Raw genomic sequence first — 21,700 nt, forward strand, 5'->3', positions numbered from 1 at the left:
CAAGAATCTGTAAAGAATGAATGGTAAGCAAACTAGCTGTTGATGCGGCAAAGAGCTTACCTTTTTTATTGAATCCCGAAAAAGAAAGATGTTAATTTTCCGGCAAAATAATTTTTCACGCGAACCTTTTTATTTTTTTCTTGTTGTTTCTAGCAAAAGCCCCAAGGTACCAGGGCGATGATTTTATATAACCTAAACATTATAAAAGATATGAAGAAATTAATTCCTATTTTATTGGCGGTCTTTGCACTCGCTTCCTGCGAAAAAGACCCGGACATGGGTAAGCTGGATGACAACTATCTGGTATACACTAACCACGACGAGAAAGCTGACTTCAAAGTTCCTACATTCTATCTGGCAGACAAGATTCTGGTGATCTCCGATAGTAAAGAACCGGAATATCTCGAAGGAGAAGGCGCTGAACAAATTCTGGCAGCTTATACGGATAACATGATTGCCAGAGGTTATGCAGCAGCAACCAACAAAGAAAGCGCTGACTTGGGTATTCAGGTGAGCTACATCGCAAGTACTTATTATTTCACCAGTTATTCACAGCCTGAATGGTGGTGGGGTTATCCCGGTTACTGGGGGCCGAACTACTGGGGCGGAAACTGGGGTGGCGGCTGGTACTACCCGTACGCTGTGACTTACAGTTATAGTACCAACTCATTCCTGACAGAAATGGTGAACTTGAAAGCCGAACAAGGCGAAAGCAAAAAGCTGCCCATTGTATGGACTAGCTATCTGACCGGATTTGACACTGGATCCAAAGCTATCAACCGTACTCTTGCAGTAGAAGCTGTCAACCAGTCATTCGCTCAGTCACCTTATCTTACTAACAAATAAACAACTACAACTGTTATGAAAACAAGAAAAAATATATATTTCAAGGTAGTGGCCTTGGCGGTCATTGCTATCGCCTTCGCCATGCCGGCCAAGGCACAGCTATCAGACAACGGATATGCTAATATAGACTGGCAGTTCAATGCTCCGTTAAGCAATCATTTTGCCGACAAAGCAAGTGGTTGGGGAATGAACTTCGAAGGTGGTTACTTCGTGACTCCCAACATCGGTTTGGGACTTTTCCTGAACTATCACAGCAACCACGAATATGTAGGTCGCGAAACATTCAAAATGGCCGGTGGTGATGTCACTACCGATCAGCAACATACTATATTCCAGTTGCCTTTCGGTGCTGCCGCACGCTACCAATGGAATCGTGGCGGAGCCGTTCAACCCTACGTCAGTGCTAAATTAGGCGCTGAATATGCTAAAGTACGCTCTAACTTCAATATGCTCGAAGCAAGAGACAATAGCTGGGGATTCTACGCTTCTCCTGAAATCGGTATCAACGTATTCCCTTGGGTATACGGACCGGGTCTTCACTTTGCTTTATATTACAGCTATGGTACCAATAAGGCTGATGTACTGCATTACAGTGTAGACGGTTTGAGCAATTTCGGCTTCCGTCTGGGTCTGTCATTCTAAGCCCGGCAACAATCAGAATTACATTAATAATAAATAAGGAGTGCCCTTCTGCTATCATAAGCGGAAGGGCACTTTATTTTATACCTGTGTTCAGTGCGGAAGGATTACTTTTTCTTCATCGCATCATAAATCGCTTCCTGTATCCGCTCGCGTATGTGCAGCCTAATTAACTTGCGATTGGTAACATCCGGATAAATCCGGTTGCTAAGAAAGACATAAACCAGTTCGTTAACCGGGTCCACCCATGCGCACGTACCTGTAAATCCGGTATGGCCATAGACTTCTGCCGGAGCATCGGGAGCGCAGTTCCCTTTCTTCGAGTCTTCCCTATCCGGTTTATCAAATCCCAGTCCCCGCCGACTTATCTTTGAGACCGAAGTAGTGAACAACTGGCAAGTCTCTTTGCTCAAATAACGCCGGCCGTCTATTTCTCCCCCGTTCAATAACATCTGATATACACGGGCTACTTCGCGGGCAGTAGAGAATAATCCGGCATTGCCAGCCAATCCGCCGAAGAAAGCGGAAGCCTCATCATGCACGAATCCTTGCAGGGTATCTTTCCGCAAGAAGCGGTCGTTATTGGAAGGAATGACTTCCGACTTTGCCAGACGACGCAAAGGCAGGTAACCTGTACGCTCCAGTCCCAACGGTTCGTAAAACTCGCTTTGCAAGTATACTTCCATTGGCATTCCCGCAAGCTGTTCAACCAGCATTCCCAACAGGATAAATCCAATATCACTATATACATAACGTTTCTGCCCCAACGGCGCTTCCACAATTTTCTCTTCTATCACCTTGCGGAACGATCGGTTCAACCACAGATTATCACAGATTTGAATGGTATAATCCCCGGTTTTCGTTGGAGATACATATTCCTCCTTAAACTTGAAATTCGGATTTGCCCACGTATTTATTCCTATATTCACCGGATGCTGTGCATCTCTACGCGCACTGAACAAACGGCCTTTATAGCTATCCTTATCAATCACTTCCTGATAGAAAGGTAGCCAAGACGGCAGACCGGACTGATGATACAGGATCTCCTGAATCGTTATGTCCTTTTTATTGGTGCGCTGCAAAAACGGCAGATAATCCGAAATCTTATCTGTCAGGTTAAAGCGCCCCTTATCATAGAGTTTCATAACAGCAAGCAAGGTAGCCGTCGTTTTCGTAAGGGAGGCCAGGTCATAGATATCCGATGATTCGACGCGGGCACTTCCTTTTCCTGTATGTGTGCCGAAAGCTTTATCGACCATTACATGACCATTTTTCATAACTACTACCTGACAACCGGGATAGGCTCCTTGCCGGATACCGTCCAAAGCAACAGAATCAATCCGCTTCAACGACACAGATGAAAGGCCGTATTCTTCAGGTACAAAATGCAAAGGAGTTTTCGGAGTGATTGTCACCCCCGCACCTGTATGGAATAATCCGCCCAAACTCGCCGACAATCTTCCATCCGCAGTGGCTTTGGCAAATAAGACGTCCGCCACCTGACGCTGAATATCCGTATTGTGGCTATGCGCTAACACTACTGCCGAAGCATGGCTCACCGCGCGCTGAATCTGTAACATCATCTTGCCGGGGGTGAAGAAAAGATAGACAACCGGAGCATCGGGAGCAAACTTCGTAAAGAATGGCTGATAAGAAGCTAGGCGTTGTTCGCTGACAGCTACTACAACTCGTTTATAAATAGCTAATGAATCATATAATCGACGGTTTTCTTCTTCTGTCTGTTTCGGACGAAGGCGGAAACGAACCAGAGATGCATAACGTGTCATTTGCTTTGCTAATGCTTCCGTCTCACCCGGGTCGCCTACTTCGAGCAAAGCTATCTTCTGGTCTTTGTCCGTATGTAGCGGCAGTACATGATCTTTATTATTCAGAACGGTAATTGCCGCCAGGTTCAGCCGGCGCACCAAGTCGCGCGCCTGCGGGCTGTTCACCCGCTGCTCCAGGCCGGACAATTGCACGTACTTCTTTTTGCTAAGTCCCAGCGCATATTTGTAGGTCAGTACCTTGCGGCATTTACTTTCTATATCTTCCCGGCTCAGTTCGCCTTTTTCAACAGCTGCAAGCACAGCCGGCACTTCCGCCTTCAGATTACGTGGAGCCAGTACCATGTCATTACCCGCCTGCAATGCCTGCAAGCTGACATTCCCATTGCCCGATACGCCCCTCATGGCAAGCGCATCAGTAAAAATCAATCCTTTAAAAGCCAGTTCATCCGTCAATAAGTCGTATACGACATTGCGAGACAAAGAAGACGGGAGCCCGCCGATCGGCTCAATGACCGGGACTTGCAGATGTCCCACCATCATACCACCTACTCCGGCACGAATCGCTTCCTTAAAAGGATAGAGTTCGACACTGTCCAAACGTTCGCGCGTGAAGGGAAGTACGGGTAGAGCTTTATGCGAATCAACATCAGTATCTCCATGTCCGGGGAAGTGTTTGCACACAGACAATACTCCTCCTCCTTCCAGACCGGAAGCATAAGCGATTACCTTATCGGCAACTTGTATCGGATCTTCTCCGAAAGAACGGGTGTTGATTACCGGGTTCTTCGGGTTGATATTCACATCCGCCACCGGAGCAAAATTCACCTGCACACCTATCTGACGGCATTGTCGGGCTACTTCACGCCCGTATTCATAAATCAAGCGATTGTCACGAATGCATCCCAACACCATATTCCGTGGAAACACAGGTGTGCCGCGCAAACGCATCGCCAACCCCCATTCCCCGTCGAAAGTGATCATCACAGGAACTTTCGCCTGCCGTTGTGCCCGGTTGGTTAACTCAACCTGATTCTGCATCTTCCCACCGGAAAAGAGAAGCCCGCCGACTTTATAAGTATCAATAGCCTCACGCAATAACTCCAAATTTCGCTTGGTGTTTACCGGAGCAATGGTATAGATAAACAACTGGCCGACCTTTTCTTTAAAGGATAACTTATCCATCACCGAATCGACCCAATGCCGGCAATTCTTATCCTGCTGTGCTTTATATAAGAGCAAAGGTTCAACAGAAGCAGCATTCTGGGCCGGACTCGAAACGGATCCGGCTAAAATAAAAAATAAAACAACTAAGATAAAGGGAAATATTCTCATTTACGTTTCAAAGTCAAGTTGAGACGACCTACCCGAACTCCACTTTTTCCTGTGTGCATAACGGGTACCTCTTTTCCATCCACATTCTGATAATTCTCCGGTCCTTTCATAAAAGTGTGCGAGTGTCCGCCCCAAATTACATCGATATTCCGTGTTTTTGCAACCAACTCCCTATCCATTTGAATGCCTAGGTGAGACAGGCATACAACGAGGTCGCATCCCTTCTCTTTCAACAAGGCAGCTACCTTGTTCGACACTTCAATAGGATCTTCATAAACAACTCCGACGCATTTATTTGCCTGAATCAAACCTTCCGGTTTCGCTCCGAGTCCAAAGACACCGATTTTCAGCCCAAACCGTTTCAGAATAACGTATGGCTTTACCAAATCTTTCAGCACCGTAGCGTCCAGATTGTAATTGGAACAAACCACCGGAAATTTAGCCATTTTGAAGAGTAAAGCCATATTGTCCAGATCAAAATCGAATTCATGATTACCGATAGTCATGGCATCATATCCCATTTCGTTCATTAACTTGACTTCCACTTCGCCACGGAACATATTATAATAAGGCGTACCTTGTGAAATATCCCCGCAGTCGAACAGCAACACATTTTTATGCTCCTTGCGGAACTGGTCGAGGAAAGTGGCACGACGGACAAAACCGCCCTCGTCATAGTTACGGTCGCCTTTTTGATTTATAGGTTCGATGCGACTATGCACATCGCTTGTCTGCAAAATTATAATTTCTTTGGTATCCTGTGCATAAGTTGAAAAGCCGAAACACACTACAAGGCATACCCATAATGATAGCTGAAATCTCTTCATATCCTATATTTTTAGATTCTCCTTTTTACTTATTTTACGGTTATACGTCCGTCCAACTTCGACGTAATGATTTTGCCTTCCGCCGTTTGCTTCCGTACATAGTCCAAAAACAATCCGCGTAAAGTAGCATCTTCCGGGCATTCCCTTTTTTCAGCTTGCAGGAAAGCATCCATGCGTCCGTTTCCGTCTGCCAGATAGTCGATAGTAGCCACGGTATAAAGCTGGTCATCCACTACCGGTTTTCCACCGATCGTAGCATTCAGCAATTCTCCTTTTTTATTGATTTCCAAACGGATACCGCTTACACCTTCTCCATGTAAAGAAGCAATTGCTTTAAACAGACGTTTCATGTCCGTACCTTTCATCGTCAAGACGCACAATGAATTTTCAAAAGGAAGAATTTCAAAAACAGCACCTACCGTGATGTCTCCCTTAGGCAGGATATTACGTAATCCGCCCATATTGACCAGTCCCATATCCGCCGGTTTGCCCAACACTTGCGCGGCAGCTTCTTGCAGCACGCTTGCCACCAAATTAGAGAGCAAGCTTTCAGGGGTCCCCTTATCCATTTTCATTTCACTGGTACCGATGACTTCGTACATCATCGCGTCTACTTTATCCTTGTAGGGTTTTAATACGGTGGTCGCTTTTTTGTCAGGATTAGCATCCCAAGTAGAGTCAATCGTAATCATGTTGCCCTCCACCTTGGATATTTCATAGCGGGCGGTAGTTTCTTGTGCTGAACGACAGGAAGTAAACAGGAAGCATCCCGTCAAGCCTGCCACAGTCAGTAACTTTACATAAGTTCGTTTCATGCTCGTTGTTTTTTAGATATGCGACAAATATACAAAAAACATTTGGCTATCTGCCAAATAATTTGTTACTTTGCACCGCTTTCGCGCAATCGCTGTCAAGAGACGAGATACTTGGTATGTTGCGTTGTAACGATGAAACAATTTAATAATAACAACAATGGATTTAATTAAAATTGCAGAAGAAGCATTCGCTACCGGAAAACAGCACCCGAGCTTCAAAGCAGGAGACACTGTAACAGTAGCATATCGTATTATTGAAGGTAACAAAGAACGTGTACAGTTGTACCGTGGTGTTGTTATCAAAATCGCTGGTCACGGAGACAAAAAACGTTTCACTGTACGTAAAATGTCAGGAACTGTAGGCGTAGAAAGAATTTTCCCCATCGAATCACCGGCTATCGACAGCATCGAGGTGAACAAGGTAGGTAAAGTTCGTCGCGCTAAATTGTATTACCTGCGTGCTCTTACCGGTAAGAAAGCTAGAATCAAAGAAAAAAGAGTTAACAACTAAGATTAACTTTAAGATTCGAGATAAAAAAGGGAACTTCATTCAACATGAAATTCCCTTTTTTATTTCTTAGCCTCACCTCTTTTTCCTCACGGTCAAGGAATTGTTCCCCAGTGAGAAACTGTAATTTTCCCGGTATATAAAAAGAAAATCCCCGAAAACAATAGCTCTCGGGGATTTTCATTACCTTTATTATAAAATCGATATTATTCCTTGATATCTTTTAGCTCCCAAGCCAAAGCACTGGCACCCAATACAGCAGCATCAGAATCTTTCAGTTCAGAAACGAGCAATTTTGTCTTACCTTTATAAATATTCAGTACATTATCATCGATTGACTTCATAATCGGTTTCATGATATAATCGCCTGATTTAGCCAAACCTCCGAACAATACGATTGCTTCAGGACTGGAGAATGCAATAGCATCTGCCAAAGCTTCACCCAGAATATTTCCTGTAAACTCGAATATTTCCTGTGCCAGTTTATCTCCTTGTACGGCAGCGTCATATACATCTTTTGAAGTGATACTTTCTGCCGGAATGTTACGAAGCAAGCTGGCATCAGTACGAGCAGCTAGAAATTCACGGGCTGTACGGGCTACACCAGTAGCCGAGCAGTAAGTTTCCAAACAACCTTTACGGCCACAACCACAGATACGACCGTCACGACGGGCAATCACGTGCCCCAATTCACCGGCAAAACCGTCATGGCCATACACCATTTGACCGTTGATAACAATACCGCTACCTACACCGGTACCCAGGGTAATCATGATAAAGTCTTTCATACCACGGGCAGCACCATAAGTCATTTCACCGATAGCAGCTGCATTAGCGTCATTGGTCAAAGCCGTAGGAATACCCAATCTTTCTTCAAACATAGCAGCTAACGGAAGGATCCCTCTCCAAGGCAAGTTTGGAGCGAATTCAATAGTTCCCGTATAGTAGTTACCATTCGGAGCACCCACACCGATACCTCTGATCTTATCGACACCGCCATTAGCGATAATCAACGGAAGCAGATTCTTGCAAACTTCGTCAGCATATTCTTCGGCAGTAGGATAACCGGCAGTTTTGATTGAGCTGCTGGCAATAATAGTTCCGCGTGCGTCAACAATTCCAAAGACGGTGTTCGTTCCGCCTATGTCAATACCTACTACGTAGGGCTTTTCCATGTTTGAATTCATGATACTTTTATTTAAAAGGGTTAGTTAATCATTAAGTTTACTGCACACAAATTACGTAAAGAAGATTGAGTCTACAAAATGTTTTTAGAAAAAAGTTCGGCCACCTTGCAACTTTTCGTATCTTGAAGCCGTCTAATAGTAGAAATTTATTAGAAAACAGGAACTAAATAAAGAAAATTGTGATACAACTAACGGACATCAACAAGACCTACAACAACGGAGCACCCCTCCATGTACTTAAAGGCATTAATCTCACTATCGGACGAGGTGAATTTGTTTCTATCATGGGAGCATCCGGGTCCGGGAAATCAACCTTACTTAATATATTAGGAATACTTGATAACTACGATACCGGAGATTATTATCTGAACAACGTACTTATCAAAGACTTGAGCGAAACCAAAGCCGCCGAATACCGGAACCGTATGATCGGCTTTATTTTCCAGTCATTCAACTTAATTTCCTTCAAAGACGCCGTAGAAAACGTTGCACTTCCTTTATTCTATCAAGGGATCAGCCGAAAGAAACGAAATGCACTTGCACTGGAATATCTCGACCGATTGGGACTGAAAGACTGGGCACACCATATGCCCAACGAAATGAGCGGCGGTCAGAAACAACGTGTAGCTATCGCCCGAGCACTCATCACCCAACCGCAAATTATCCTGGCTGACGAACCGACGGGAGCATTGGACAGCAAAACTTCAGTAGAAGTGATGCAAATCCTGAAAGACCTGCATAAAATGGGAATGACGATTGTAGTGGTCACCCATGAAAGCGGAGTGGCCAACCAGACCGATAAAATCATCCACATCAAAGACGGTATCATTGAACGAATTGAAGACAACATCGATCACGACGCTTCTCCTTTCGGCAAAAACGGTATCATGAAATAAATCAAAATATACTACTATACAAACGATATCATGATTGACATCTGGCAAGAAATTTATAGTACTATCAAACGCAATAAGCTGAGGACCTTCCTTACGGGATTTGCCGTAGCATGGGGAATATTCATGCTTATCGTCCTATTGGGTGCAGGCAACGGACTGATTCATGCATTCGAGCAATCGGCTTCGGAACGGGCGATGAACTCTATCAAGATTTTCCCGGGTTGGACAAGTAAATCCTACGATGGATTGAAAGAAGGAAGACGGGTGCAACTGGACAATAAAGACGTAGACGCTACCAACCGGTATTTCCCGGATCATGTCATCAATACCGGTGGAACGGTATGGCAAGGAGGCGTAAATCTTAGTTTCGGGCAAGAGTATGTAAGCCTGAGTCTTTCCGGTGTATATCCCAATCATACGGAAGTAGAAGTTGTAAAACTCTTCAAAGGACGTTTCATCAACGAGATTGATATCAGGGAACGACGCAAAGTGATCGTGCTCCATAAGAAGACTGCTGAAATCTTATTCGACAAGACCCATACCGATCCTATCGGACAGTTTGTCAATGCCGGCAATGTGGTTTATCAAGTGGTTGGACTTTATAACGACAAGGGAGACAGCGGAGACAGCGACGCCTACATTCCTTTCAGTACTCTGCAAACCATTTATAATAAGGGTGACAAACTGAATAACCTCATCATGACTACCAAAAATTTGGAAACAATAGAAGCCAATGAGAAGTTTGAAACCTACTACCGCAAAGTTTTGGGAGCCAATCATCGTTTTGACCCGACCGACCATAGTGCAATTTGGATATGGAACCGATTTACCAATTATCTACAACAACAGCAGGGGTCGGCCATGCTCCGTATAGCGATTTGGGTTATCGGTATTTTTACATTACTAAGCGGAATTGTCGGAGTTTCCAATATCATGTTGATTACGGTAAAAGAACGTACCCGCGAATTTGGTATCCGCAAAGCACTCGGCGCCAAACCGCTTTCTATTCTTTGGCTGATTATCGTTGAGAGTGTCACTATTACCACAATATTCGGATATATAGGCATGGTGGCCGGTATCGGAGCAACCGAATGGATGAACAACGCTTTCGGCAATCAGACAATGGATACCGGAATGTGGACAGAAACGGTTTTTCTGAATCCTACTGTCGACATCAGAATCGCCATACAAGCTACACTCACATTAATAATAGCTGGAACATTAGCCGGATTGTTCCCTGCCCGGAAAGCAGTCAGTATCCGGCCGATCGAAGCACTTAGAGCAGATTAAGATTATGAGAATAGACATAGATACTTGTGAGGAAATCCTCATCACTATCACAAGAAATAAGACAAGAAGTCTGCTGACTGCATTCGGTGTGTTCTGGGGAATTTTTATGCTTGTAGCCCTTATTGGCGGCGGACAGGGACTGGAATATATGCTAAAAAAGAACTTTGAAGGATTTGCGACTAACTCCGGTTTCCTAGCTTCACAAAGGACAGGAGAAGCGTATAAAGGTTTTCGCAAAGGAAGGTGGTGGAATCTGGAATCTACAGATATCGAACGCCTTCGTTCGCAGGTCAAAGAAGTGGAAGTCATTACCCCCTCCGTTGCACGTTGGGGATCTAAAGCTGTATACGAAGATAAGAAATATGATTGCAGTGTAAAAGGACTATACCCCGATTATCTCCACATCGAATCACAGGAAATGGCGTATGGACGGTTTATCAATGAAGTTGATATACGCGAAGCGCGAAAAGTTTGTGTGATCGGCAAACGAATTTATGAAAGCCTTTTCAAACCGGGAGAGAACCCGTGCGGCAAATACGTGAGAGTAGACGGGATTTATTATCAGGTGATCGGGATGTCTTCTTCCGAAGGAGATATGAATATACAAGGAAGAGCTTCGGAAGCCGTCACTCTACCTTTCACCACCATGCAACAGGCTTATAATCTGGGAGGGCAGATTGATGTAGTATGCTTCACAGCCAAACAAGGTGTCAAGGTGTCTGAACTGCAACCGAAAATGGAACAGATTATCAAAGCTGCCCATTATATCGCCCCTAACGACAAACAAGCAGTTATGTATCTGAATGCCGAAGCGATGTTTTCTATGGTAGACAACTTATTCAACGGCATTAATATATTGGTCTGGATGGTAGGATTAGGAACGTTACTGGCAGGTGCTATCGGTGTATCCAATATCATGATGGTGACCGTAAAGGAACGCACGACCGAAATTGGTATCCGCCGGGCTATCGGAGCACGTCCGAAAGATATCCTGCAACAGATTCTATCGGAAAGTATGGTGCTCACCACGATTGCCGGAATGTTCGGGATTTCTTTTGCCGTAATGATATTGCAAGTAGCAGATATGCTAGCCAGTTCAAACGGAGGAGACAGCCATTTTCAAGTCAGCTTCGGATTAGCGGTCGGCACTTGCGCACTTCTGGCTGCATTGGGGATGTTAGCCGGCCTGGCACCTGCTTATCGGGCAATGGCTATCAAGCCGATTGAAGCAATCAGAGATGAGTAGAAGTTGAGTATTGAGAAGGAAGAGTTGAAAGTTGAATAAAGAATTAAAAATTAAACATATATAATCAAGATGAAAAAGTATCTGAAAATCGTATTATTGGTAATTGTTGCCATAATCCTCGTCGGAACGTTCGTATTCCTTTATCAGAAGTCGCGCCCGAAGGTTGTTGTCTACGAAACCCTCAAGCCGGAAGTGACTGATCTGCAAAAGACCACCGTAGCTACCGGAAAAGTAGAACCAAGAGATGAAATTCTAATCAAGCCCCAGATCTCGGGTATTATTGACGAAGTATACAAGGAGGCAGGACAAGCAGTGAGGAAAGGTGAGGTGATAGCCAAGGTAAAGGTTATCCCCGAACTCGGACAGTTAAACTCGGCAGAAAGCCGTGTCCGTCTGGCGGAGATTAATGCAACACAGGCGGAAACGGATTTTTCCCGCGTGAAGAAACTGTATGAGGACCAACTAATCAGCCGGGAAGAATATGAGAAAAGTGAAGTAGCCGTCAAACAGGCACGCGAAGAAAAGCAGACTGCCAAAGATAACCTGGAAATCGTAAAAGAAGGTATTACCAAAAACAGTGCTTCATTCAGCAGTACCATGATTCGTTCTACTATCGACGGACTGATTCTGGACGTACCGGTAAAAGCCGGAAACTCGGTGATCATGAGTAACACCTTCAATGACGGAACAACTATTGCTACGGTAGCCAACATGAATGATTTGATTTTCCGTGGTAATATTGATGAAACAGAAGTAGGCCGCATCCATGAAGGTATGCCGCTTAAGTTGACTATCGGAGCTTTACAAAATCTGACATTCAACGCGATATTGGAATATATATCTCCTAAAGGAGTAGAGACTAACGGAGCTAACCAGTTTGAAATTAAAGCTGCTATTTCAGTTCCGGACTCCGTACAGGTTCGTTCCGGTTATTCGGCGAATGCGGAAATTGTATTGCAGCGTGCCAATAAGGTACTGGCAGTACCCGAAAGCACCGTTGAATTTAAAGGTGATTCTACATTTGTATATATCATGACTGATTCCGTACCCGAACAGAAATTCCAACGTACACAAGTGACCACAGGAATGAGTGATGGTATCAAAATTGAGATTAAGAAAGGGGTGACTGCCAATGACAAAATTCGCGGCGCCGAGAAAAAAGACAAATAATTCATTTTCTATGAAAACAATCTATAAAACCATAGCTATCTTTCTACTCGCCGGAACAGGAGTAGATTCCGCACAGGCACAGAACGGTTCTTCGCAAACCTGGACGTTGCGGCAATGTATTGATTATGCTATCGAGCATAACATCAATATTCGCCAGACAGCTAATGAAGCAGAACAAAATAAAGTGGACGTAAATACAGCCAAATGGGCACGCCTCCCGAATCTAAGCGGAAGTGCGAGTCAGAATTGGAGTTGGGGACGTAGTGCCTCGCCGGTAGATAACTCCTACAGTGATATCAATAGCGCGAATACGAGCCTCAGCTTAGGGACCAATGTACCGATTTTTACAGGTTTACAGTTATCAAATCAATATTCATTAGCCAAGTTGAATCTTAGGGCCGCTATCGAGGACCTGAACAAAGCTAAAGAAGATATAGCCATCAACGTTACCTCTGCTTATCTGCAAGTTCTATTTAACCTGGAGTTAAGCAAAGTCGCCTTTAATCAGACGAACTTGAGCAAAGATCAGTTGAAACGCATCAAAGGACTCTTCGAAGTAGGTAAAGCCTCACCATCGGAAGTGGCTGAAGCACAAGCACGTGTGGCACAAGATGAAATGACTTCCGTACAAGCGGACAATACATATAAATTATCATTGCTAGACCTCAGCCAACTGCTTGAGTTACCGACTCCCGAAGGTTTCATTCTCGAAAATCCGAAAGAAGAACTGGAATTCGAAGCGCTAACTCCGCCGGATGATATATATACACAAGCGCTTGCCTACAAACCTAGCATTAAAGCAGCGGAATATCGCTTGCAAGGTAGTCAGAAGAACATCCGTATCGCTCAAAGTAATTTTTATCCGCAATTATCTTTCAGTGCCGGACTCGGAAGCAACTATTATACAGTGAGTGGTAAATCAGAGGGAAGTTTCAGCAGCCAGATGAAAAATAACCTCAACAAATATATCGGATTTAATCTTAGTGTCCCTATCTTTAACCGTTTCGCTACACGAAACCGTGTACGAACCGCCCGGTTACAACAAGCAAATCTCAGTTTACAACTAGATAATACCAAAAAGATTCTTTACAAAGAAATCCAACAAGCCTGGTACAATGCTCTGGCAGCAGAAAGTAAATATAACTCCAGTGAAGTGGCAGTGAAAGCCAATGAAGAATCTTTCCGGTTAATGAGCGAGAAATTCAATAACGGTAAAGCAACTTTCGTGGAATATAATGAGTCAAAGTTGAATCTGACTAAAGCACTCTCTGACAAGTTACAGGCTAAATATGATTATCTGTTCCGTACTAAAATTCTGGATTTCTATAAAGGAGAAATCATAGAATAGAAAACGCCATTGAGTTTTTTACAAGAAATACTTCAAACATATCCGCCGGTTCATTCGTTACTATAGAAAGAACCAACGGATATGAAACACTTTATCATCGCAGCAGAAATTTATCTTGCAGGAGGATGTTTCTGGGGAACAGAACATTTCCTAAAACAAATCAGAGGAGTAGAAAGTACCGAGGTAGGCTATGCCAACAGTATTATCAACCAGCCGACCTATCAACAGGTATGTTCGGGAGAAACCAATGCAGCTGAAACGGTGAAAGTAGTCTATGACCCCGAAACAGTTAATTTAAGTCTGCTTCTTGATCTGTATTTTAAAACGATTGATCCTACCAGCCTCAACCGGCAAGGAAATGATCGCGGTACGCAATATAGAACGGGGATTTATTATACTAATAAAGCGGATATCGCTGTTATTAATCAGGCTGTCCGGGCATTAGCGGATCAATATAAAAATCCCATTGCCATAGAAGTAAAACCATTGACAAATTTCTATCCGGCAGAAAACTATCATCAGGATTATCTGGATAAAAATCCGAACGGCTATTGCCATATCAACCCGGCTTTATTTGAAATGGCACGCAAAGCCAATGCTCCCAAGTCCAAAGTTTATCAAAAACCGGATGACACAGTCCTTCGCCAACAATTATCGGCAGAGCAATATGCCGTCACCCAGAAAAATGCTACGGAACCTGCTTTCCGGAATGAATACTGGGACGAGTACCGTCCCGGTATCTACGCAGATATCACCACCGGAGAACCCCTATTTGTTTCGACCGACAAGTTCGATTCCGGTTGTGGCTGGCCTAGTTTCTCCCAACCGATTCAAAAGGACTTGATTACAGAGAAGAAAGATACTTCTTATGGAATGACACGTACCGAAGTACGCAGTAAAACCGGAGACGCCCACCTAGGACATGTATTTACGGATGGTCCGAAAGAAAAAGGAGGATTACGTTACTGTATCAATAGTGCTTCTCTTCGTTTTATTCCGAAAGAAAAAATGAAAGAGGAAGGCTACGGAGAATACTTACCGCTTATCAAATAAAAAAAGAACGGCGGACTGTCCTTCAAAGGCTGTCCATCGCGTTTAATGCATTTTTTTACCTACCTTTGCATCCGATAATTAAAAGGTAAATGATGAAAACAAATAGCCAAAAGCGTATTCTTCCGCTAGCTCTCAGTGGAGGAATACTCATCTGCCTCATTTGTATCTACTCAGGTCGCAGCGTTCTTCTACGGAGCATAGTCAACCGACACACATCCCGTATCGAGCAGACACACGGGTTATGCATTCATTACGACAAACTGGAGATGAATGGTTTAAATGAAATATATCTCCAAGGCCTTTCGGTTATCCCCGAACAACGGGATACACTATTCACATTAGCATCAACCCGCATCAAGCTGAATTTTTGGAAATTACTCACCAAGAAAATAGAAGTAAGCTACATAGCAGCAGAAGATATCAGACTCACATTTACAAAGCAAGACTCCATCGCCAATTATGATTTTCTCTTTAAAAAAGACCGGAAAGTTCCATCACAAACATCCGGTCAAACCGTAACGGAAATCAATTATGCGGAAAGAATAAACAAACTACTCAATTTATGCTACGGTTTTCTACCTGAAAACGGACAATTAAAACAGATTTATATCACTGAACGAAAAGACAGCAACTTCGTTTCTATGGTATTCCCTTCTTTTATCATCAAAGAGAACAAGTTCCGGTCAACCATTGAGATACACGAAGATACACTAACCCGGCATTGGATAGCTGATGGCGAACTGAAACAATCTGCCAATACATTAATGGCAAAGCTATACTCTGCCGATTCCACAAAAGTTTCTATACCTTATATTACCCGCCGTTTTGGTGCGAAAGTCACTTTTGACACCTTATCTTATAGCATGACCAAAGAAAGTAATGGAAAAAACCAGCTATATCTCAACGGAAAAGCGAAAGTAAACGGACTTGATATATTCCACAAAGTACTGTCTCCCGAAGTGATTCATCTCGACCGCGGACATTTAGGATATCAAATGAACATTAGCGACCATTCTTTTGAATTGGATAGCACCACTACGGTTATATTCAATAAAATTCAGGTTCATCCTTATCTACGAGCCGAAAAGAAAAAAGATTTATGGCATTTCACTGCAGCCGTTGACAAATCATGGTTTCCGGCAGACGAGCTGTTCAGTTCTCTGCCCAAAGGCCTGTTCAACAACCTGGAAGGTATCAAAACAAGTGGTGAGTTAGCTTATCATTTCCTGTTGGATATTGATTTTGCACAATTGGATAGTCTCAAATTAGAATCAGAGTTGAAAGAGAGGAATTTCGAAATTGTAGAATATGGCGATACCCAACTGTCCAAGATGTCAGGCGAGTTTGTCTACACAGCATATGAAAATGGAATGCCAGTACGCACTTTCCCCGTCGGCCCTTCCTGGGAACATTTCACCCCACTTGACAGCATTTCACCGATCCTGCAAATGTCTGTGATGCAAAGTGAAGACGGGGCGTTTTATTATCATCATGGTTTCCTGCCCGATGCACTCCGCGAAGCGTTGATTTACGATTTGCAAGTCAAACGTTTTGCACGTGGCGGAAGCACTATCACAATGCAATTAGTGAAGAATGTATTTCTGAACAAAAATAAAAACTTTGCCCGCAAACTGGAAGAAGCATTGATTGTATGGATCATAGAAACAAAGAGACTGACTTCGAAAGAACGGATGTATGAGGTATATCTGAATATTGCGGAATGGGGCCCGCTAATCTACGGCATCCAGGAGGCTTCCGCCTACTACTTCAACAAACGTCCTTCCCAACTGACTACGGAAGAAAGTATCTTCCTGGCTTCTATCATCCCGAAGCCCAAACATTTCCGCAGTTCTTTCGCAGAAAACGGAAAACTGAAAGAGAGCATGGAAGGATATTATAAACTCATTGCCGGACGTCTTGCCCAAAAAGGTTTGATAAGTGAAATCGAGGCGGATACTATCCGCCCCGAAATCCAAGTTACGGGCGATGCCCTGAATAGTCTAGCCGGCAAAACACCGGAGTCTAGCTCTCCTACCGCTGAGGAGCAATGATATAAATAATTAAAGGAATAGGTTATCTTCTTGAATTGGTGTCTCGCTCTGAAGAACGGGAAGAAGAACTTCGACTGCTGCTTCTCGTACTTTCGGAAGAGGAACGTCTTTCCGTTTTTCCACCGGAAACATTGCTCCGGTTAGAACTACTGCTACGGCTCGGACCGGAAGTACTGCTACTGCGACCGGAACTGCTGCCCCGGCTAGTGGAAGTGTTACTTCTATCGGAACGATTATTTCTACCGGACGAAGAGCTACTACCGCTACCGGACGGACGACTATTATTTCTTCTACTTGTACTCGAGCTACTACTCTCACGATTAGGACGGCTTGCTGTCGTACTGCTACCTCCCGTCGGTCTACGATCTGATTCAGGACGAACTGATGTTGAGGGCCGTGAAGAACTGCCAGGCCGCGTTGTCGTTCCGGGTCGCGTTGCCGTTCCGGGACGAGTTGATGTTCCCGGTCGTGAATTATGACTCGGACGCTGTGATGGACTTGGACGTCCCGTTACCCCCGGACGAGTCGGTGCATTGTGCGGACGGACGGAAGAATTCGGGCGGAAATGAACCGAACCAAAATCCGAACGACGATAAGAATGGAAAGATCTCTGCTCTCTTACCCGATACGGAGTAGGATAATGTCTGAAATTATATCTGTCCCGATAGAAACTTACGTGATGAAGGTGCGGGCGATAATGTGCTCCACAGTAAGTCCGATAATGATAAGGCAGACCGAAGTAGAACAAACTACGATTCGGATAATTCACATAAACCCGGAAACTCCATCTTCCGCCGGTAATATAAATCGGGCGGTAGAAATAATCAGTTCCCAGAAACCGACGATACTGTGCGTCACTCAATACCCACCGGAGGTCATCATTACGAATATCCAAAGCTTCATAATAATCATCTAATGCCCATTCATAGCCACGGGCCACATAATCCATGATATTACGAACAGAATAAATAAAGTCGTAATTAATCTCATACGCATCATTATATTGCTGAGTGCTCAAACTCAATTCGTATGCCATTTTATCAGTAAGAAAGCGTGTTTCCTTACGCACTTTGCTAGTGCTCATTCCAGCCATCGCTGTCGTACCGACAGTCAGCCCGATAGCAAAGAGTAAAAATAATATTCGCTTCATAATTTAATCTCCTATCATTTATTTGTTTGATGATATTCTTTGATAAACTTGTACATTTCATCTTTATACACAGTGGAAAACAAGCTATCAATCACCTTATTAAAATTCTGCTTATCCCTTACATAAGGATAAAGTTTCTTCATCATCTCAACCTGATCGGGCGTATAAGAAATCTCTTTTACAATTCTCACACATTGGCTTGAAGTAACATCATGCTTGTCCAACATCTGTCCGATCAACCTCTTCTGGTCATCACTCATAATTGTGAATTTCAACTTCTCGATGAAGTTATTAAACTCAGTATCCGTCATCAGACGAATTTCTTCCGGCTGGTGACCGGGAACAACTTCAACAGTAGTGACAGTAGGAGGAGGTACTACGACCGGATGCGGCGAAGGTCTGCCATAGCCTTTGAATGTATCCATACTGATCACCTTTTTATTGGCAAACTGAACAATGATTGTCATGGGCTCCGAAGTCAAAACAGGCGTCCCGTTATCACGATGAAATTCCCATTCTTCCATATCACCGTCGAAACGTCGGTAATCCGGTTTTCCCAAAATACTTTCAACATCTCTTTGAGTCATCCCTTGCTGTACACCCATAACCTGCTTGTTAGAAATATAGCTGGTAAAACAGCTGCTGACTCCCAGTCCCAATGCCAACAGTAGGATGATATGTATCTTTTTCATAGCCATATAGTTTTAATAGTTAGTATCAGCGTCTGCCATAGTTCTGCACAAACTTATTCATTTCATCCTTATTGGAAGAAAACGTCAGTGTAGCAATCACCGTAAAGAAAGCCTCCTTGTCAACAATCCGGGGATACATCTTTTTCATGATTGCCATTCGGTCATCATCAAAAGTATAGAGCTTTGTCACTTGGAGACATTGGGCAGACGTAAAATCTGAATTTGCCAATGCAGTATTAAGCAATGCCATGCGATCATCCTCAAACGGTTCTTTTTTCAGATTATTATAGAACGTTTTAAAAAGCTGATCGTTCATCACCCTGTCGTGACGGTCATAATTCGGACGGTGTTCTCCTTGTCCCGGTCTGCCCGGACGGACATTGGCATGACGGTCATCTACAAAAATATCTTTCACACCTCTTCCGTCGAAGTAAATACGTTCGTTGTACAACCTCTCCCCTTTCCAAACACGCTCTCCCGGACGGGTGAAACGGGTAGCATAAACCTCAACCGTGTAATATCCCCGATCCAGGTTAGCTACAAAGCAAGTGGTAGTCGGCAAGCACATCTGGTTTCCACCAAAGTAAACAAGAATAGGGGTATTACCACCGTCAATACGGATTCCGCTGACGGACTGCGCTTGTAAAGAGAGAGCGGATAACAGGATGCAGAAACTTATTATTATCTTACGCATAACTTATCTAGTTTTTATTATTACTTCTTTATTTAATCTGATACTACAAAAATAGGGCGAGGAAACTCCCCACCCCAGTGATTCTCTCTATTCATACATAGGGATTTCCCTATTCTGATTAGGAGTCTGCCAAAGTGATGCCATCTTCGTGCAAGGTTATCAGGTGTTTCTTATATAAGTCACCCACTCCTTTCTTAAAGGTCTTCTTGCTGACACCAAATGTAGCATAAATATCTTCCGCAGGACTTTTATCATTCAGTCTGATCCTTCCGTCATTCTCCCTGATATAATTCAGCAAGGTTTTCGAGAAATCATCTATCTTCTCAAAGCCTGGTTTCTGAAGGATCAAATCCACCTTGCCGTCTTCGCGCACCTGTTTCACAAAAGCCTTCATCTCCATACCTGTCTGCAATGTAGAAAATATCTCGTTTTCGTAAAGCAAACCGCTATACTTATTGTCTATGATTGCCTTGAAGCCCAAATCCGTTTTCTGCCAAATGAGAATATTCACTTCATCCCCCGAAGCATACTCCGGCCTGTCTTTCGACAGATAGCGTTCCACCTTTGCCGAAGCCACAATGCGATAACTTTCATCATCCAAATGTGCATGAATCACGTACTTCCGTCCAACCTGCATCTTCATCTTCTGCTCACTGAACGGCACAAACAGGTCCTTCATCAACCCCCAGTTCAAGAAAGCTCCAAACTGATTCACCCATGCCACTTCCAGACAGGCAAACTGCCCTACCTGCACCAACGGAGTCAGCGTAGTGGCAATCAATCTCTCATCCATATCCAGATAAAGAAAGACATTCAAAAAGTCTCCTATTTTACAGTCTTCGGGCACATAACGGGTGGGCAACAAAATCTCCCCCTCCTCTCCTCCGTCGAGATACACCCCGAAATCGACTTCCTTTACAACTTCAAGCTGATTGAATTTTCCTAATTCGATGCTCATATTTATCCATTTATATAATATAGGATACAAAGATAATCTATTTTAGACAGATCCTTCAATCAGCCAGCTATAACTTTTCGTTATCTGATAAAACTATTTTCAATGAACAATCAGGTCAATAAAGTGTTAACTTTGTAGCGACAAAAAGAAATAACAGATTATTCACCTTTAAATAGATAGCTTTATGGAATTTTTAACCAACGAGAAACTTACAATTGTAGGAGCAGCCGGAATGATTGGCTCCAATATGGCTCAAACTGCCATGATGATGAAACTCACTCCGAATATTTGTCTGTATGATCCGTTTGCTCCCGCTTTGGAAGGGGTGGCAGAAGAATTGTACCACTGCGGCTTCGAAGGTGTCAACCTTACTTATACTTCTGATATCAAAGAAGCGTTGACCGGAGCATCTTACATCGTTTCTTCCGGTGGTGCAGCCCGCAAAGCAGGTATGACCCGTGAGGACTTGCTGAAAGGAAATGCAGAAATCGCCGCTCAATTCGGTAAAGACGTCCGCCAATATTGCCCGAACGTAAAACATATTGTTGTCATTTTCAATCCGGCCGACATTACCGGTTTGATTACCTTACTGTATTCCGGACTGAAACCGTCTCAGGTTTCTACGCTGGCAGCATTGGACAGCACCCGTCTGCAAAACGAACTGGTGAAATACTTCCATATCCCGGCTTCTGAAATTCAGAACTGCCGCACATACGGCGGTCATGGCGAACAAATGGCCGTATTTGCTTCTACCACTAAAGTGAAAGGAGAACCGTTGACTGATTTCATTGGTACGACCCGTCTCCCATTAACCGAATGGGAAGAACTGAAAGTACGTGTTATCCAAGGTGGAAAGCACATCATCGATCTGCGCGGCCGTTCTTCTTTCCAAAGCCCCGCCTATCTTTCTATCGAGATGATCGCTGCCGCTATGGGCGGACAACCTTTCCGCTGGCCTGCCGGAACGTATGTCTCCAATGGAAAATTCGATCATATCATGATGGCAATGGAAACTTCAATCACCAAAAACGGTGTCACTTATAAGGAAGTAGCCGGAACTCCTGCCGAACAGGCTGAACTGGAAAAGAGCTACGAACACTTGTGCAAGCTCCGTGATGAAGTTATTGAAATGGGAATCATACCTGCCATCAAAGACTGGCATTCATTGAATCCAAACATCGATTAAACAAGCATATTGATAAAAAGCCGGA

At 43.8% G+C, this 21,700-nt stretch carries 19 protein-coding genes; 11 read left to right on the top strand and 8 right to left on the bottom strand.

Annotation, left to right across the window (positions count from 1 at the left end):
* Positions 1-210: 210 nt before the first annotated feature.
* The gene (locus CGC64_RS01100) at positions 211-846 is read left to right on the top strand and encodes a DUF4136 domain-containing protein (protein ID WP_005683033.1); all 636 of its coding nucleotides are present in this window, start codon (positions 211-213) and stop codon (positions 844-846) included.
* A 15-nt stretch (positions 847-861) separates the two neighbouring features.
* A complete protein-coding gene (locus tag CGC64_RS01105) occupies positions 862-1,488 on the top strand; it encodes a porin family protein (protein ID WP_005675583.1) in 627 nt (208 codons plus the stop codon).
* Positions 1,489-1,592: 104 nt separating this feature from the next.
* Here the strand turns inward: CGC64_RS01105 and CGC64_RS01110 are convergent, their stop codons facing one another.
* The 3 genes from CGC64_RS01110 to CGC64_RS01120 are packed head-to-tail and all read right to left on the bottom strand — an operon-like array spanning position 1,593 to position 6,246.
* Complete coding sequence (locus CGC64_RS01110; RefSeq protein WP_005675582.1) at positions 1,593-4,604, bottom strand: glycoside hydrolase family 3 N-terminal domain-containing protein; 3,012 nt, start codon at positions 4,602-4,604, stop codon at positions 1,593-1,595.
* Positions 4,601-5,431 carry a bifunctional metallophosphatase/5'-nucleotidase gene (locus CGC64_RS01115; RefSeq protein WP_005675581.1) on the bottom strand — a complete coding sequence of 277 codons (831 nt, stop codon included), beginning with the start codon at positions 5,429-5,431 and terminating at the stop codon, positions 4,601-4,603. The genes CGC64_RS01110 and CGC64_RS01115 overlap by 4 nt, the downstream gene beginning before the upstream one ends.
* Positions 5,432-5,460: 29 nt before the next feature.
* Positions 5,461-6,246 (bottom strand): 5'-nucleotidase C-terminal domain-containing protein, encoded by a 786-nt coding sequence (locus CGC64_RS01120; RefSeq protein ID WP_005675580.1) that lies wholly within the window; start codon positions 6,244-6,246, stop codon positions 5,461-5,463.
* Between the two features lie 157 nt (positions 6,247-6,403).
* Here CGC64_RS01120 and rplS point away from each other — a divergent pair, with 157 nt between their 5' ends.
* Complete coding sequence (gene rplS, locus CGC64_RS01125) at positions 6,404-6,757, top strand: 50S ribosomal protein L19 (RefSeq protein WP_005675578.1); 354 nt, start codon at positions 6,404-6,406, stop codon at positions 6,755-6,757.
* Between the two features lie 203 nt (positions 6,758-6,960).
* Here the strand turns inward: rplS and CGC64_RS01135 are convergent, their stop codons facing one another.
* Positions 6,961-7,941 carry an ROK family protein gene (locus tag CGC64_RS01135; RefSeq protein WP_022041534.1) on the bottom strand — a complete coding sequence of 327 codons (981 nt, stop codon included), beginning with the start codon at positions 7,939-7,941 and terminating at the stop codon, positions 6,961-6,963.
* A 179-nt stretch (positions 7,942-8,120) separates the two neighbouring features.
* On the opposite strand from CGC64_RS01135, the gene CGC64_RS01140 reads away from it, so the two are divergent.
* The 7 genes from CGC64_RS01140 (at position 8,121) to CGC64_RS01170 (ending at position 16,995) form a co-directional block, all read left to right on the top strand.
* Positions 8,121-8,837 (top strand): ABC transporter ATP-binding protein, encoded by a 717-nt coding sequence (locus tag CGC64_RS01140; RefSeq protein WP_005683030.1) that lies wholly within the window; start codon positions 8,121-8,123, stop codon positions 8,835-8,837.
* 30 nt (positions 8,838-8,867) lie between these two features.
* The gene (locus CGC64_RS01145; RefSeq protein ID WP_005675574.1) at positions 8,868-10,127 is read left to right on the top strand and encodes an ABC transporter permease; all 1,260 of its coding nucleotides are present in this window, start codon (positions 8,868-8,870) and stop codon (positions 10,125-10,127) included.
* Positions 10,128-10,131: 4 nt separating this feature from the next.
* Positions 10,132-11,373 carry an ABC transporter permease gene (locus tag CGC64_RS01150; RefSeq protein WP_005675573.1) on the top strand — a complete coding sequence of 414 codons (1,242 nt, stop codon included), beginning with the start codon at positions 10,132-10,134 and terminating at the stop codon, positions 11,371-11,373.
* Positions 11,374-11,442: 69 nt separating this feature from the next.
* Positions 11,443-12,543: an efflux RND transporter periplasmic adaptor subunit gene (locus tag CGC64_RS01155; protein ID WP_005675571.1), complete on the top strand. Its 1,101-nt coding sequence runs from the start codon at positions 11,443-11,445 to the stop codon at positions 12,541-12,543.
* Positions 12,544-12,553: 10 nt separating this feature from the next.
* Positions 12,554-13,891, top strand: a complete 1,338-nt coding sequence (locus CGC64_RS01160) for a TolC family protein (RefSeq protein WP_005683029.1) — start codon at positions 12,554-12,556, stop codon at positions 13,889-13,891.
* An 81-nt stretch (positions 13,892-13,972) separates the two neighbouring features.
* Complete coding sequence (gene msrB / locus CGC64_RS01165) at positions 13,973-14,944, top strand: peptide-methionine (R)-S-oxide reductase MsrB (RefSeq protein ID WP_005675569.1); 972 nt, start codon at positions 13,973-13,975, stop codon at positions 14,942-14,944.
* 92 nt (positions 14,945-15,036) lie between these two features.
* On the top strand, positions 15,037-16,995 hold the full coding sequence (locus tag CGC64_RS01170) for a biosynthetic peptidoglycan transglycosylase (RefSeq protein ID WP_032855014.1): 1,959 nt from the start codon (positions 15,037-15,039) through the stop codon (positions 16,993-16,995).
* 22 nt (positions 16,996-17,017) lie between these two features.
* Here the strand turns inward: CGC64_RS01170 and CGC64_RS01175 are convergent, their stop codons facing one another.
* From CGC64_RS01175 to CGC64_RS01190, 4 genes are all read right to left on the bottom strand, one after another.
* Positions 17,018-18,145, bottom strand: a complete 1,128-nt coding sequence (locus CGC64_RS01175) for a hypothetical protein (RefSeq protein WP_005675567.1) — start codon at positions 18,143-18,145, stop codon at positions 17,018-17,020.
* A 14-nt stretch (positions 18,146-18,159) separates the two neighbouring features.
* Positions 18,160-18,837, bottom strand: a complete 678-nt coding sequence (locus tag CGC64_RS01180) for a DUF4476 domain-containing protein (RefSeq protein ID WP_022041526.1) — start codon at positions 18,835-18,837, stop codon at positions 18,160-18,162.
* Between the two features lie 25 nt (positions 18,838-18,862).
* Positions 18,863-19,531, bottom strand: a complete 669-nt coding sequence (locus CGC64_RS01185; RefSeq protein WP_005675565.1) for a DUF4476 domain-containing protein — start codon at positions 19,529-19,531, stop codon at positions 18,863-18,865.
* A gap of 118 nt (positions 19,532-19,649) precedes the next feature.
* Entirely contained in the window at positions 19,650-20,489 is an 840-nt protein-coding gene (locus CGC64_RS01190; protein WP_005675564.1) for a CvfB family protein, read from the bottom strand.
* Positions 20,490-20,673: 184 nt separating this feature from the next.
* Here CGC64_RS01190 and CGC64_RS01195 point away from each other — a divergent pair, with 184 nt between their 5' ends.
* Positions 20,674-21,675, top strand: a complete 1,002-nt coding sequence (locus CGC64_RS01195; RefSeq protein WP_005675563.1) for a malate dehydrogenase — start codon at positions 20,674-20,676, stop codon at positions 21,673-21,675.
* Positions 21,676-21,700: the final 25 nt, after the last annotated feature.

The sequence above is a fragment of the Bacteroides caccae genome, assembly GCF_002222615.2.
In the GTDB taxonomy this organism is placed as follows: Bacteria; Bacteroidota; Bacteroidia; order Bacteroidales; family Bacteroidaceae; genus Bacteroides; species Bacteroides caccae.

What these genes read in the sequence shown, in the direction of transcription:
- CGC64_RS01100 (WP_005683033.1), top strand. Translation starts at nt 211, where the DNA reads ATGAAGAAATTAATTCCTATTTTATTGGCGGTCTTTGCACTCGCTTCC.
- CGC64_RS01155 (WP_005675571.1), top strand. Translation starts at nt 11,443, where the DNA reads ATGAAAAAGTATCTGAAAATCGTATTATTGGTAATTGTTGCCATAATC.
- CGC64_RS01120 (WP_005675580.1), bottom strand. Translation starts at nt 6,246, where the DNA reads ATGAAACGAACTTATGTAAAGTTACTGACTGTGGCAGGCTTGACGGGA.
- CGC64_RS01190 (WP_005675564.1), bottom strand. Translation starts at nt 20,489, where the DNA reads ATGAGCATCGAATTAGGAAAATTCAATCAGCTTGAAGTTGTAAAGGAA.
- CGC64_RS01115 (WP_005675581.1), bottom strand. Translation starts at nt 5,431, where the DNA reads ATGAAGAGATTTCAGCTATCATTATGGGTATGCCTTGTAGTGTGTTTC.
- CGC64_RS01135 (WP_022041534.1), bottom strand. Translation starts at nt 7,941, where the DNA reads ATGAATTCAAACATGGAAAAGCCCTACGTAGTAGGTATTGACATAGGC.
- CGC64_RS01105 (WP_005675583.1), top strand. Translation starts at nt 862, where the DNA reads ATGAAAACAAGAAAAAATATATATTTCAAGGTAGTGGCCTTGGCGGTC.
- CGC64_RS01175 (WP_005675567.1), bottom strand. Translation starts at nt 18,145, where the DNA reads ATGAAGCGAATATTATTTTTACTCTTTGCTATCGGGCTGACTGTCGGT.
- rplS (WP_005675578.1), top strand. Translation starts at nt 6,404, where the DNA reads ATGGATTTAATTAAAATTGCAGAAGAAGCATTCGCTACCGGAAAACAG.
- CGC64_RS01110 (WP_005675582.1), bottom strand. Translation starts at nt 4,604, where the DNA reads ATGAGAATATTTCCCTTTATCTTAGTTGTTTTATTTTTTATTTTAGCC.
- msrB (WP_005675569.1), top strand. Translation starts at nt 13,973, where the DNA reads ATGAAACACTTTATCATCGCAGCAGAAATTTATCTTGCAGGAGGATGT.
- CGC64_RS01150 (WP_005675573.1), top strand. Translation starts at nt 10,132, where the DNA reads ATGAGAATAGACATAGATACTTGTGAGGAAATCCTCATCACTATCACA.
- CGC64_RS01160 (WP_005683029.1), top strand. Translation starts at nt 12,554, where the DNA reads ATGAAAACAATCTATAAAACCATAGCTATCTTTCTACTCGCCGGAACA.
- CGC64_RS01185 (WP_005675565.1), bottom strand. Translation starts at nt 19,531, where the DNA reads ATGCGTAAGATAATAATAAGTTTCTGCATCCTGTTATCCGCTCTCTCT.
- CGC64_RS01195 (WP_005675563.1), top strand. Translation starts at nt 20,674, where the DNA reads ATGGAATTTTTAACCAACGAGAAACTTACAATTGTAGGAGCAGCCGGA.
- CGC64_RS01145 (WP_005675574.1), top strand. Translation starts at nt 8,868, where the DNA reads ATGATTGACATCTGGCAAGAAATTTATAGTACTATCAAACGCAATAAG.
- CGC64_RS01180 (WP_022041526.1), bottom strand. Translation starts at nt 18,837, where the DNA reads ATGAAAAAGATACATATCATCCTACTGTTGGCATTGGGACTGGGAGTC.
- CGC64_RS01170 (WP_032855014.1), top strand. Translation starts at nt 15,037, where the DNA reads ATGAAAACAAATAGCCAAAAGCGTATTCTTCCGCTAGCTCTCAGTGGA.